Here is a 14,272-nt window from a genome sequence, read left to right on the forward strand (position 1 = left end):
GTTATAAACATCATAACTACTAGTTATATAAACGCTTAACAAATTTCTATTAATATAGTTTTTACCATAATAATTAATTTGATTGTCATGATAAAAATATTTTTAGAGAATAATAATTTTATTAAGAAGTATATACCATGTAAATGATTATAGAATTGCACTTTACCTGTAATAATATTAAAATAAATATAAACTGTTTTAAAAGGAGGATAATACATGGAATTTAAAGAAATTGAAATCAAAGAATTAAACATTAACCCATTTTCGCTGATTGGTGATGAATGGCTATTAATTACTGCTGGTACTGAGGGTAAATTTAATACTATGACTGCTAGTTGGGGCGGACTAGGTGTATTTTGGGGCAAAAATGCTGCTACAATATATGTTAGACCTGGACGATATACAAAAGAATTTATAGATTCAAACGATACCTTTACTTTATCATTCTTCAAGGAAGAATATAAGAAGGCTCTACATGTCTGCGGAAGCCTTTCTGGAAGAAATACAAATAAAGTTGAGGCTGCAAATCTCTCTCCAATTTTTGATGGAAATAATACCTACTTCGATGAAGCTAAAATGGTTATTGTTTGTAAGAAAATGTACCATGCCGAAATAATCCCTGAAAACTTTGATAATAAATCTTTTGATGAAAAAATTTATCCTGCAAAAGATTATCATACGATTTATATTGGAGAAATACTAAAAGTATTGATAAAGGAATAAATAAACAAAATACTAAAAACTTACCTATAGTTATCAGCTCAGGTGAGCTTCTAGTATTTTCCTTATAAATTATTATAATTGATATAATAATTTATATTAGCATCATACAAGATTACTTCAATCTTATATTTAATGCTATCAGTTTTTATTGCGCTTTATAAATAAAATTTTAAGAAACAAGCTTATTTGTTTCTTAAAATTTTAACTACATTGCGCCGATGTATTTAAGCTTGAAATTTGTTTTAAACCTGCACTTATCAATATCAACACAGCAACCCACGCTATAATGGTAAGTATTCCTTGGGCATAGGGAAGTTCACTAGTATTACTAATTGGCATATCCCAAATAGCATGTAATCCTATTGCAATTATAAAATATTTAAGAAATTTTATATTTAATAGATGTTTAACTTCTAATCTATTATCTTTTTTTACCATAGCTAAAGCAGCTCCTGACATAGCTGCCCAAACAATATGCCCCCCAAAGGCTAAAATTCCTCTAGTATAAATTATTCTCATCATAACTGGAATTTGAAAACCATAGGCAAAAACATATCCTGCTGTTTCAAATACTGCAAATCCTGAACCAACTGCTGCCCCTAACAAAAGCCCATTCAAAATGTATTTTCTCTTACTACCTCTTAGATAATAGGCTATCACAACAAATTTTGCGACTTCCTCAATAATTCCTATCATTATTGCACCAAAGTAATCCACTTCACCTATAGTAACTGCGCGATTCAATATCATTGTAATAAGTAAAGAAGAGATCCCTCCAAAGAAAAAAATCTTAACAACGTCAAAAATATTAATATTTCTTGGAGCATTTACTTCCCAAAAAAAAATTAATAACGAAAATGGTATCGCTAATGCGCCTATAAATATAATTCCTGGAAATGCTAATATATTACGAAAAACTCTTAGTAAGGCTACAAGTCCAATAAATGTTGCTGCAAATAAAATAAATACTCTTGAAAATAACCATGGCTTCGGCCACTTTGAACATATTTCGCCCTCTTTTGGAGCCGTTTTTATTGTACCACAAATAAAAGTATTCTCTCTTTCTTCTAAAGTATGTTTCTTAAATACATTAATTACCAGATCCCTAAGTTTTAATTGAACATTACCACTCCCGCCAGCCATTTTATTTAATTCGCTTAATACACTTCCAGATCCATTCTGGGCTTGATTTTGTGTCATATTATTACTTTCTCCATTATCATTAATGTTTGAACCACATGAATTACAAGAATTAGAGTTATTTGAAATCTTTTGTTTACCTTTCGAACAATTCTTCATATTATCCTCCATTTATTTACCTCCTTCGTTTTCTACTTGACTATTTTTCCCCAATCTTGTTTTTGTAATTCAATTTTCTTATGATTACTTCAGCAGCAAGAACTTATCTAAATATATAAGCCTAGCTAATATATAAATTATTTGTGTTATGTCCTATTAATATACTTATTTAATCTAATAAGAAAAAGATACCTCAAAATACATCATATGTTTTGAGATATCCATTAATAATATTGTTATATAAATTTAATTTATCTATTTTTCAAATGTAATTGGAGTTGATGCTACATAATATAATTTTCCTGTTTCTGTGTTAAGTACAGAAATAGATACATTGACTTCAACCGTACCAGTTCCAGTCACTGTATAACCGCTTTCCAAATTACCATCTACATAAGCATCTTTTCCATTAAGCGATACATATAAATCTTTAGTTACAATACAATCTTGTCCGTCTATTATTACATTTTCTGTGCCTGGAGTAAAGTTAAGAACAGGTTTTATATTTCCTTCTGTATTATAATCATTTAATGTAAATTGTGTATCGGCTTTATATTGAGTATCAATACTCTCTTGGAAAGTTTCTTTGTTCACCAAATCTCCTGAAGCTGTAAATTTTAATACTGGAGTTGGAATTTTATCACCTATAGCTGCCCCACTTTTCTCAAAAGTGTAAGTCAACCCATCAATAACAATATTTCCTGTTTGCATTGCTCCTGTTGATGATAATGTATATACTTTTCCATCAACTTCAATCACACCAGATTGCATAACTCCGGATGAATTTGTAAAATACCATGTTCCGTTATCATTAACCCAACCAGTTTTCATTGCTCCTGATGACTGTAAATAGTACCATGATTCACCATCTTTTATCCAGCCTGTTTTCATTGCTCCTGATGATTGTAGATAATACCATATCCCGTTATCTTTTGCCCAACCTGTTTTCATCTCTCCAGATGATTGTAGATAGTACCATACTCCGTTATCTTTTGCCCAACCTGTTTTCATTGCTCCTGATGGTTGTAAAAAGTACCATGTTCCATTATCTTTTGCCCAGCCTGTTTTCATTGCTCCTGATGGTTGTAAAAAGTACCATGCTGCATTGTCTTTCATCCAGCCTGTTTTCATTGCTCCTGATGACTGTAAATAGTACCATGTTCCATTATCTTTTGCCCAGCCTGTTTTCATGTAACCATCCGAACCAAAATTATACCAATTTCCATTAATATTTTTCCAACCAGTAGAATATGCATTCCCCTCTGTATTCCACCATCCTTTAGAGTCCTGCTTCCATGCAGCTGTTACTCCTAATTGTGACGTGGTCGCAATAGTTATTACAGTTGCAACTACTGCAGCTAATTTTCTAAATCCATTTTTTTTCATTCGTTTACTACACTCCTTACAATTATCATTGTGTACTTTATTTGTGCAAAGTTTTTTTCTTAAATTATTAAATACATGAATTAATTATCACTTTTAATTTCTAAATTTATTTACTAATATATTTTTAATTACTGGTATTAACATTACTAAACCTATTAAAAGAGTTACTGCTCCTAAAGCTGACAAAATACTTAAGAAATATTTTGCTGTTACTACAATGATATCTTGAAAATATACAATACTAATATTAATGTTTTCATAGAACTTTGAAATATAGGCACCAAGAAAAATAATTAACATAACTAATCCCGATATAATAAACGACCTTCCTGTATAAACAAGGTAAGATTGTAATCCTCGATTATTTAGTTTAACTAATAAGGTAATTAGCATAAAAGGTAAAACCATAAATACCCAGAACATTTTTGTAAATAGAGATGTCATTTTAGCTAACACTTCGAAAGTATTAGATTGCATTAATTTATCAACACTAAACTTTTGCATTTCGTTATCTATAATTATATCTAATTTACCTATTGCTCTGTCCTCTATCTTACTGATTTTTTCTTGTAGATTCGAGCCATCATTATTCGCAATCTCGTTTAATATTTCTTGTTGTAATTCTCCTAAAAATGATTTCCCAATATTACTTCCATTTGCTGACTCGCTAGAATTTACAGCGGAATTATTTTCTATATTATTCGATGCTTCATTTTTCTTATTCTCATTATCATTAAGACCTCCAGAAGTTTGATCTTTTTCATTTTCAATAGTTCCACTTCCTGGAGGTATTGAATTTTCATCAACTGATATTCCATATCCTTCAAGTATTTTTATAGCTTCTGCTTCTGTTATTCCCTTTTCTATCATTTTTTGTCGAGCCTGTTCGATTGTTAATCCTTTTTCCTTTAACAAACTTTGGACTTTTGATTTAGCTTCATTAGGCGTCATCAGCTTCTCTATTAATATGGAATCTTGTCCATTTTTTGAATTACTTTTAGTATAGACCATATTATTGTATTGAATATTATCTTTGCGTAAAGCCATATTTCTTAAATTCAATTCATTTTCTGAAGATGTAATATTTGTGGTTTCCAGGGTGTCATTAAAAGATAATTCATTTGAAGATTTATTACTACTAGTATCTAAAATAGTATTTAAAATCTCCTTAACTCTTTCTTTATATATAGTTGTATCTACAGGCTTTACTTCATCTCTATCTCCTGTTTTTAAATACTGAATAACTCCCTCAATTGCATTATCTGCCTCTTTCTTTATATCTTCGTCAGTTATTATAGACTCTTTCATACTTATATCTACGTTCTTAGCGCCTATTACTTTATCCATCTTTTCATATATAGTTTCTTTAATATATTGATATGTACCATTTTCATTAAATATAGTTAGATATATATTCTTATTAAATAAAATTCCTTTAATAAAAACAGATAAAACTGCAAAAATAATACTTATTATTAATAATATTTCAATAATTAAACTAACATATCTTTTTGTTTTATTCATTGATATATTAATCCTTTCTGTTCTCTTGAAGATTCTCAAGAATATATATTTTTTACTTAATGCCTAATTCTGTTAAATATGCGCAAAATTCATCATAGGTGTTAAATGAATTTAATATACCAACAAGTTTACTTGCTGAAGCGCTGTTTATCTGAAGAATTATTTGATTTTCTTTTTCAAGCGATAGAGTTGTGTTTCCTTCGCTATTTTTACCAAACTTCAAAGCACCATACTCCGGATTAATCATTTCAGCAGCTTTTTCTTCCTTAGACGCTCTTTCTGCTGGATCAGTAGTACTTGCAATATCTAGTAATACATTAGTTACCTCTGTAGTCATGGTTTTATAAGAATTGAAGTTTTCTTTATTTAAGCTAGCATAAATTAAAGAAGTACTTAAAATATCACTAATACTTGCTCCATCAGTAATATATTTCGAAATTATTTTTCCTTGATCAGTTGAATTTAATTCACTCTCAATTTTTTTATAGTATTCCGAATCTTTATTAATTATGTCACCTATCTTAGTATCTTTATTAATATTTAAATCATTTATTGGTTTCTCACCATTATAATAAGTTTTTATAATTCCCTTCAATATAGACTTTTGCGCATCACTTAAAGCGCTGTCCGCGGCAAATACCCCAACAGATGCAAACGTTATAGTAAAACATAATATAGCAATTGATAATAATTTTTTCTTCTTCATCTATCTTATCCCCTTCAACTTTTTAAGTATAATAGTGTTTTCAACAACATTGTATCATATTTTTTATGTTTTTATTAAATTATTTTAAATTTTATTCTATAAAAATACATGAAACATAGTAATCTTTTTACATTCCGAGCATCTATTGTCGAATATCTTTTTATAAATATCTTTCATATTAAACTGCTAAAAGTACTACCGATGCGGTCCACCGTTCATTTTTCATATATAATTTAAATTAAAAAAAGCTGTCGACTTTGTCGACAGCTTGATAGAATGAATATTTTATTCCTTCTATAATTATAATGATTAAATATCTTTTATGCTTAGGCTTATTCTCTTCTTCTCTTCATCAACACCTAAGATCTTAGCTTTAATTTCTTGACCAACCTTTAAAACTTCTGAAGGATGTTCTATCCTACTATGTGATATTTTTGAAATATGAACTAGCCCATCTACTCCTGGTTCCAATTCAACAAAAGCGCCAAAATCATTTAACCTTACAACTTTTCCCAGAACAATTGATTCTTCAGGATATTTTTCTTTAGCATTATCCCAAGGCTTAGCGATAAGTTCCTTCATACTTAGAGATAATTTTTTAGCTTCTTTATCAAGACCTATAACTTTTACCTCTATAGTTTGACCTTCTTTTAATACATCACTAACTTTTTTAACATGATTCCATGATATTTGTGATAAATGTAATAATCCATCAATACCGTTAATTTCAACAAAAGCGCCAAAGTCTGTGAATCTCTTAACCTCACCTTTTACTACATCGCCAAGATTAAAGCTCTCCCACGCTTTAGCATCTTCTGCTGTCTTAACATCTTCTAATAATATTCTTCTTGATGCTACAACTTTAACAGGGTTCTTTAACGAAAAATCTATTAATTTAACTACTAAATTCTTACCCACATATTCTTCTTTATTATCTGTGAATTTAACATCGATTTGAGAAGCAGGTATAAATATTCTAACACCTTTATAATTTGCTACTAAACCTTTTTCTTTCGCTTCCTTAACAGTTACTTCAAAAGTATTACCTTCTGTGAAATTTTGTTCAAGTTCTTTAAACGCTTCATCTCTTTCATATTCTAATCTTGATAAAACTACATATCCATCACCATTTTGTAATTTTATAACCTTCGCACTTATATTATCTCCAATATTAAGTGTTTCAGAAAATGTTATTGGATCTTCCTTAGCTGATAATTCTGTAAAAGGTATAATTCCATCTGATTTGTATCCTATAAGTGAAACTAAAATAGAATCTCTAGTTTTCGAAAGTATCTCACCTTGTACTTCATCACCTATAGCAAACCTCTTATCTAGTTCATTCATTAATGATAATTGATCTTCAAAATTATTATTTTCTGTATTCATAATATCTAGTACCTCCCTAATAATCCAATCTGGTGTTGAAGCACCAGCTGTAACTCCTATTTTTTTTATATTATTTTTTTCAATGAAACTCATTGGTAATTCTTTTGCATTTTCAATGTGAATAGTATTTTCGCAATTTTCTTTTGCAATTTGATATAACTTTGTAGTGTTTGAGCTATTCTTCCCACCAATAACTATCATAGCATCTGTTTCTTTTGAAATTTTATTAGTACTTTTTTGTCTAACATCTGTAGCTGCACATATAGTATTAAAAGCTAATACTTCTTTTACAGAGTTTAAATTCTTTAAAGTATTTTCCCAATTAGCCATTTTTTCAGTTGTTTGCGCTACTACACATACCTTTTGTGGGATATTTACATCAAAATTACCATCCTTAGTAATAAGAGCTTCATTATTGCACCATCCATTAATCCCCATAACTTCGGGATGGTTTTTATCTCCTAATATTACTATATGATAACCTTCTTTTGAATATTTCTTAACCTTATTTTGAATATTAGTCACAAATGGGCAAGTAGCATTAATAACTGTTAATTGTCTCTTCTCAAGTTCATCAAAAACCGCTTCTGAAACACCATGTGATCTTATAACAACCACATCACCAGTGTTTAATTCATGTATATCCTCAAGGTCAATTGCAAAAATACTATTTTCCTCTAAAAAATTCACAACATCGCTATTATGTATTAATGGTCCTAAAGTGTAAATTTTCGAGTTATATTCTTTTTGTATTCTTAGAGCTTCTTTTACAGCTCTCTGCACTCCAAAACAGAAGCCTGAATTTTTAGCTAAAATTACTTCACTCATTATGATCTCCTTACTATAAACCTTTTCTTATGTATTCTGTAATTATATTTACAACTCCATCAATATTTAGGTTAGTAGTATCAATTTCAATGGCATCATCAGCTTTTCTAAGAGGATCTGTAGCTCTATTAGAATCAATATAGTCTCTATCTATTATATCCTTTAATATTTGGTCATATGAGCATTCTATATTTCTTTCTTGTAATTCTTTGAATCTTCTACTAGCTCTTTCTTCAGGACTTGCTGTTACATAGAACTTAAACTTTGCATCTTTAAGTACAACAGTTCCAATATCTCTGCCATCCATAACCACATCAAACTTATTTGACATATCTTGTTGAAGCTTAACAAGCCTGCTTCTTACCTCTGGAATACTCGCATAATTAGATACGATACTACTTATCTCAGGCGTAGTGATTCTCTCTTGAATATTTTCACCATTTAAGATTAAATCATCATTCTCAAAATGCATCTCCATATTAGATATCATGCTGCATATTTCATCAACTTTTTCTGGTGATAAATTATTTTCTTTAGCTTTTAATCCAACTGCCCTATACATTGCTCCTGTATTTATGTACATAAGATTATATTTCTTACCAACTAGTTTTGCTATAGTACTTTTACCTGCTCCTGCTGGTCCATCTATTGCTACTGAAATTTTCAAACTTTTCTCCTCATTTCTATATACCGTAATTTTACGCCTTCAATAAGATTATATAATTTTTTGTCAATTCAAACAAGAAAATATTTTTTAAGTTGTTAAATATTGCTTCCTGCTATAAATCCTGTCGAAAATGCAATTTGTACGTTATATCCTCCAGTAAAAGCGTCTACATCCATTACTTCTCCAGCAAAAGAAAGATTATCAATTATTCTCGATTTCAATGTAGATGGATCGATTTCTTTTATGTCAACCCCGCCGGCTGTCACAATAGCCTCATCAATTGGTCTTAATCCTTTAATGTCATAAGATAGATCTTTTATAACTTTTACCAAGTTTTTTCTTTCTTCTTTTGTTATCTCATTAACTTTTTTATTTTCTAATATTCCAGATGCCTCAATTATTATTGGAATTAATTTTTGTGGTAATAATTCATCTAAAGAATTTTTGAAATCTTTGTTTAGGTTTTTACTAAAATCTTTTTGAATTCTTTTATCTAATTCACCTATGTTTAGAGCGGGTTTTAAATCTATATGCAATCCATAGTTTTTCCCTTTTTCAATAAATCTACTCCCACTTAATATAAGCGGACCCGAAACTCCAAAATGAGTAAACAGCATCTCTCCAAAATTTTTATAAACTACTTTTTTGTTGTTTTCTTTAATTGCAACTTCAACATTTTTTAGTGATAACCCCATAAGATCCTTTGTTTTTCCATCTTTTATTTCTATTGGAACAAGCGCCGGAGTCAGTGAGATAATATTGTGACCAAGCTTCTCAGCAAATTTTTGACCTTCTCCTCTTGAACCCGTAAGAGGATATGAAGCACCACCTGTTGCTACAATAAAGTAATCTCCACTTAGAAATTCTTCGTTATTTATTTCAATGTCTGTTATTATTCTATTTTTATATTTAATATTTGTTACTCTTGAATTTAATCTTATTTTTACATTTGTTCTACTCAAAGCATTTGATAAACCTCTAATAATATCAGAAGATTTGTCCGACTCTGGGAAAACTCTATCTCCCCGCTCTACCTTTAGCTTAATTCCTTCACCTTCAAAAAAGTTCATAGTATCATCATTTGTAAAACTATATAATGAACTATACAAAAAATGAGGATTACCTGGAATATATTCAAAAAATTCAGATATATCTTTTGCATTTGTTACATTACATCTACCTTTACCTGTTATAAATAGTTTTTTTCCTATTCGCTCATTACCATCTAGTAATATTACTTCATGCTTTTTTGCCGCCTGAAGAGCAGCCATCATACCTGCTGGTCCCGCCCCTATAACAATAACTTTACTCAATTTTTAAAATCATCTCCTCTTATATACTCAGTTAATAGTAACAGTTAACAAAGAACAGCTTAAAGACGTTCTTTGTTATTTGAAAATTAATTAACAATTACTAAATTATAATTTATCTGTTATCTACCTTCTCTGGGTACATATCATGATTCATCATTCTATAGTTTGCCATTTCTTCAAACTTAGTTCCCTTCATCCCATAATTACAATATGGATCAATACTAATGCCACCTCTTGGAGTGAATTTTCCCCATACTTCTATATACTTAGGGTCCATAAGTTTTATTAAATCTTTCATTATTATATTCATACAATCCTCATGGAAATCTCCATGATTTCTAAAGCTAAATAAATATAATTTTAGTGATTTACTTTCAACCATTTTAATATTAGGAACGTAACTAATATATATTGTTGCAAAGTCTGGCTGACCAGTTATTGGACATAGACTTGTAAACTCAGGACAGTTAAATTTCACAAAATAATCGTTATCTGGATGTTTATTTTCAAAAACTTCTAAAACTTCAGGATTATATCCAAAGTCATATTTTGTCCCCTGATTTCCAAGATGTGTTATGCCTTCTAATTCACTTGATTTTCTTCCGCCTTCGCTCATTGTTTTTCTCCTTCATCTGTAATTATATTATTTATTATCATTTTTCTTGCTATATAAATAATTTTCTAATCCTTTTCTTCTTAATTCACAGGCTGGACATTCACCACATCCATCCCCGATTACTCCATTGTAACAAGTTAGTGTTTTCTCTCTTATATAATCTAACTTTCCAAAACTATCCGCCATCTTCCATGTTTCAGCCTTGTCAATCCACATTAATGGTGTATGGACTACGAAATCATAATCCATAGCTAAGTTTAAAGTAACATTAAGCGATTTTATAAATACATCCCTACAATCAGGATAGCCGCTAAAATCTGTTTCGCATACCCCTGTTATAATATGTTTTGCCCCTTTAACTTTAGCTAGTACTCCAGCAAAAGTTAAGAATAACATGTTACGTCCTTCTACAAATGTTGAAGGAAGTGAGCCATTCTCACCTGCTTTAATTTCAATATCATCTCTTGTTAGTGCATTAGGAGCTAACTGGTTAAGTAAAGCCATATCTAGAATATGATGTTCAACTCCTAATTCTTTTGCTATGTTTTCGGCACACTCTATTTCTAATTTATGTTTTTGGTTGTAATTAAAAGTTACTGCTATAACCTCATCAAATTCTTTAAGTGCCCAAAACAAACATGTGGTAGAATCTTGCCCCCCACTAAATACAACTACAGCCTTTTTATTCATAATTTTCCCCTCCAAAAATATTATATAAATATATCATCAAATTTCAGCTTACTTTCTTAAAAGATAATCAGCATTATTATGTAGTTTATTTCATGATTAGTAACGCTTCCTGCCTTAACATATCATTTACTTGGAATTTTCCTATAAAAGTAGTGGTTGTCGTTGCAGTTCCAGGTTTTTTAATTCCTCTTGATGTCATACAACTATGTTCCCCCGTTATTAGAACACCAACATCGTTGCTTCCAGTAGCCATAGAAACTATTTCAGCTATATCGCTTCCTATACGTTCTTGAAGCTGAAGTCTCCTTCCTACCATATCTGCTATTCTGGAGATCTTACTTAATCCAATTATTTTTTCTCCAGGTATATATACTACTGTAACCTTCATATTATACATAAGAGCTAAGTGATGCTCACAAAAGCTATGAATTGGTATATCCTTAACAACAACCATGTTATTATAAGTATCACTAATAAATTCTTCATTTTCAAAAGTTGTTCCAAACATTTCTGCTATTTCTTCATTTGAAAGAGTCATTCCTTGAAAGACTTCTTCATACATTTTAGCTACTCTTTTTGGTGTATCAAGTAACCCTTCTCTATTTGGATCATCTCCTAATGCAATAATAATTTCTCTTATACATTCCTCTATCTTATTTGTATTTATCTTCTTTGGCATATCAAAGCCTCCTCATATTTATATCCCTTTAGTGCTATTCTAAAAATAGCAATATCAAAAATTTCTGATTAAACTCCCCTAGCATTTTTATCCCAAATAATTTTGTGCAATTGTATTTGTAATTTCACATTATTTAAATTTTTATCTTTCATAAATTCAACAATTTCCTGCATATCTATGTTTCCCGAAACAGGACTTAAATAAACTAGACACTTTGAAGTTAAATCATATCTTCTAATGATATCATAAGCCATTTGTAAATCTTCCCTGCTTCCAACAACAAACTTATAAACATCATCTAGGCCAACCACTTCTAAATTATTTAGATTCATCTTTTCAGTCATATGACTACTTGGCAATTTGAAATCAACAATGTAACTTATATTATTTTCTATATATCTTTTCTTAAAAGGTTCAATATCAACTGAACCGTTAGTTTCTATATGCACCTTTAAATTGTTATCTGAATTTAATAATTCAAGAAGTTCATCTATATTATCTTGAACAAGTGGTTCACCACCAGTTAAAGTAACATTTTTCGCTTTATTTTCTTTTATATAATTATAAATATCTTTCGAATTTAATCTTTCATAAATATTCTCTTTATCCCATGAATAAGTGGTATCGCACCAAGAACATCTTAAATTGCAGCCTTGAAATCTCACAAAGGTTGCAAGTTCTCCTGACGTAGGACCTTCTCCGTCAATAGATAAAAACTTTTCTATTACATTAAACATCTTCATCCTCCAATTAATCTTCTGTATAGATACAACTATTGTTAGGTGTTTCAAATAATTCTACTTCACATACAGATAGTCCTTTTTCCTTTAATCTGTTAAAAATATCTCTAGACATTTCTTCAGCTGTAGGTCTATAATTCACAAAATATATATCAAAATCGTTTGGAAGATCTGCTAATTTTTTAGCCAAAGCTTTTCCTTCTTCATTATCTTCTAATATTAGTTTGTGATCAAAAATTTCTTCAATTTCTTTTAAAGAATTTTTAAAATTAGAGAAATCATCAACCATCCCTCTAAGCTGACCATCAGCGTGTAAAGTTTCAGACTTTAGTTTAACAATTAATCTATATCTATGTCCATGAATATTGGAACATTTCCCTTTATAGCCACTTAAGTAATGTGCCATATCAAATTGTGCTTCACTTTTTATTTTAAACATGATTTTCTCCTTACATTTCTCTTTATTTCTTCTAAGTTATAATAGAATTTAGCCTATTAGGTATAATATATATTGATAAATATTTTATTAAAAATAAAAAAGGTTAATTTTGTTAAGCAAAAAAACTAGCATAACAAAATTAACCTTAAATTTCAAAATTTAAAATTAAAATGCCTAGTTTTGTTTAGGGACAGGATGGTCACAACGAACTGTCCATATTTAATTTACAATGGTAATGATAACATATTTCATTTTAATATGCAAACTTTCTGTTGCATTTTTGTTTAATGTGTTATAATTAGCTGTAACAATTGACTATTAAATAAATTTGAGGAGGTTTATCTTTGAAAACCAAAATGGGATTTAGGAATAAATTCGCTTATAGCTTTTATGATTTTTCAGCTTATAAGGAATTTATAGGACAAGGACTAGGAAAAGCTATTTTTTATACTTTTATTGTTACATTAATCTTTTCAACAATAACTAATATAAAAATTGCAACAGCATTCAATTCCGCAATATCAAAGATTGAAGATACTTTTGATAAAAGCGCACCAAATTTTGAACTTAGTAATGGCATATTATCCGTGGATTATAGTGAGCCAATTTTTTATAAACACGGCGATTTTATGCTTATTGTAGATACAAGTGGAAAAACTACGAATTCAGCTTTAAATCCTTATTGTGATGGTATATATATAAATTCTAATGCACTTACTGCTAGACAAAACTACACAACTGTTCAGAATATAGATTTAGCAGAATTTAGTGGATGGATTATTACCAATGCAAATGTTAAGAATATATTATCTATTATGCAAGTTATATTTCCAATAATGCTATTTATACTTAATCCTATAATTTCATTTTTAACTAATTTAGTTTCGGCTTTTGCTATATTAGCACCATTTACTTTATCAATTGGTACTCTAATGGGAGTGAAATTAAAGTATTCTAAGGCTTGCACATTAAGTTTTTATGCAATGACTTTACCGCTGTTACTTGAAGCACTTCTTGAAATAGCAGGTATAAATGTGCCAGAATTCTATATTGTTTTCTATATGATATCTTTACTTTATTGTGGATTAGCTATAAGAGAAATTAAAAACATAGATAAGTCTAATTTAAATTATATGTAATAAAAACAGAATAGTCTTTATAATAAAAACGTACATGAATACATTATTATTTATTCTGTACGTTTTTTATTTTATAATTTTTTTACAAAAATGAATTCTCAATTTCATTTTTGTTAAATACATAAACATTACTATTT

Annotated in this window: 14 protein-coding genes; 2 read left to right on the top strand and 12 right to left on the bottom strand. The window is 29.3% G+C overall.

Features of this window, described 5'->3' with window-relative positions; all coding sequences use genetic code 11:
- Positions 1–216: 216 nt before the first annotated feature.
- The gene (locus CLCHR_RS21780) at positions 217–723 is read left to right on the top strand and encodes a flavin reductase (RefSeq protein ID WP_079442013.1); all 507 of its coding nucleotides are present in this window, start codon (positions 217–219) and stop codon (positions 721–723) included.
- A 201-nt stretch (positions 724–924) separates the two neighbouring features.
- Here the strand turns inward: CLCHR_RS21780 and CLCHR_RS21785 are convergent, their stop codons facing one another.
- From CLCHR_RS21785 to CLCHR_RS21840, 12 genes are all read right to left on the bottom strand, one after another.
- Positions 925–2,034 carry a PrsW family intramembrane metalloprotease gene (locus CLCHR_RS21785; protein WP_079442014.1) on the bottom strand — a complete coding sequence of 370 codons (1,110 nt, stop codon included), beginning with the start codon at positions 2,032–2,034 and terminating at the stop codon, positions 925–927.
- A 243-nt stretch (positions 2,035–2,277) separates the two neighbouring features.
- Complete coding sequence (locus tag CLCHR_RS21790) at positions 2,278–3,408, bottom strand: N-acetylmuramoyl-L-alanine amidase family protein (protein WP_079442015.1); 1,131 nt, start codon at positions 3,406–3,408, stop codon at positions 2,278–2,280.
- Positions 3,409–3,501: 93 nt separating this feature from the next.
- Positions 3,502–4,932: a hypothetical protein gene (locus tag CLCHR_RS21795; RefSeq protein ID WP_079442016.1), complete on the bottom strand. Its 1,431-nt coding sequence runs from the start codon at positions 4,930–4,932 to the stop codon at positions 3,502–3,504.
- A gap of 52 nt (positions 4,933–4,984) precedes the next feature.
- Positions 4,985–5,638 carry a hypothetical protein gene (locus CLCHR_RS21800; RefSeq protein WP_079442017.1) on the bottom strand — a complete coding sequence of 218 codons (654 nt, stop codon included), beginning with the start codon at positions 5,636–5,638 and terminating at the stop codon, positions 4,985–4,987.
- A gap of 309 nt (positions 5,639–5,947) precedes the next feature.
- Positions 5,948–7,852, bottom strand: a complete 1,905-nt coding sequence (locus CLCHR_RS21805; RefSeq protein WP_079442018.1) for a bifunctional 4-hydroxy-3-methylbut-2-enyl diphosphate reductase/30S ribosomal protein S1 — start codon at positions 7,850–7,852, stop codon at positions 5,948–5,950.
- 13 nt (positions 7,853–7,865) lie between these two features.
- The gene (gene cmk, locus CLCHR_RS21810) at positions 7,866–8,519 is read right to left on the bottom strand and encodes a (d)CMP kinase (RefSeq protein WP_079442019.1); all 654 of its coding nucleotides are present in this window, start codon (positions 8,517–8,519) and stop codon (positions 7,866–7,868) included.
- 95 nt (positions 8,520–8,614) lie between these two features.
- A complete protein-coding gene (locus CLCHR_RS21815; RefSeq protein WP_079442020.1) occupies positions 8,615–9,832 on the bottom strand; it encodes a BaiN/RdsA family NAD(P)/FAD-dependent oxidoreductase in 1,218 nt (405 codons plus the stop codon).
- Positions 9,833–9,944: 112 nt separating this feature from the next.
- On the bottom strand, positions 9,945–10,448 hold the full coding sequence (gene queF, locus CLCHR_RS21820) for a preQ(1) synthase (protein WP_079442021.1): 504 nt from the start codon (positions 10,446–10,448) through the stop codon (positions 9,945–9,947).
- A 27-nt stretch (positions 10,449–10,475) separates the two neighbouring features.
- The gene (gene queC, locus CLCHR_RS21825; protein WP_079442022.1) at positions 10,476–11,138 is read right to left on the bottom strand and encodes a 7-cyano-7-deazaguanine synthase QueC; all 663 of its coding nucleotides are present in this window, start codon (positions 11,136–11,138) and stop codon (positions 10,476–10,478) included.
- An 85-nt stretch (positions 11,139–11,223) separates the two neighbouring features.
- On the bottom strand, positions 11,224–11,817 hold the full coding sequence (folE, locus tag CLCHR_RS21830) for a GTP cyclohydrolase I FolE (RefSeq protein WP_079442023.1): 594 nt from the start codon (positions 11,815–11,817) through the stop codon (positions 11,224–11,226).
- A gap of 68 nt (positions 11,818–11,885) precedes the next feature.
- Positions 11,886–12,554 (bottom strand): putative 7-carboxy-7-deazaguanine synthase QueE, encoded by a 669-nt coding sequence (queE, locus tag CLCHR_RS21835; RefSeq protein ID WP_079442024.1) that lies wholly within the window; start codon positions 12,552–12,554, stop codon positions 11,886–11,888.
- 13 nt (positions 12,555–12,567) lie between these two features.
- A complete protein-coding gene (locus CLCHR_RS21840; protein ID WP_079442025.1) occupies positions 12,568–12,996 on the bottom strand; it encodes a 6-pyruvoyl trahydropterin synthase family protein in 429 nt (142 codons plus the stop codon).
- Positions 12,997–13,340: 344 nt separating this feature from the next.
- Between CLCHR_RS21840 and CLCHR_RS21845 the strand changes: the two genes are divergently transcribed.
- Positions 13,341–14,135, top strand: a complete 795-nt coding sequence (locus CLCHR_RS21845) for a DUF1189 domain-containing protein (protein WP_079442026.1) — start codon at positions 13,341–13,343, stop codon at positions 14,133–14,135.
- The last annotated feature ends 137 nt before the right edge of the window (positions 14,136–14,272 follow it).

Source organism: Clostridium chromiireducens (assembly GCF_002029255.1).
GTDB lineage: Bacteria > Bacillota > Clostridia > Clostridiales > Clostridiaceae > Clostridium > Clostridium chromiireducens.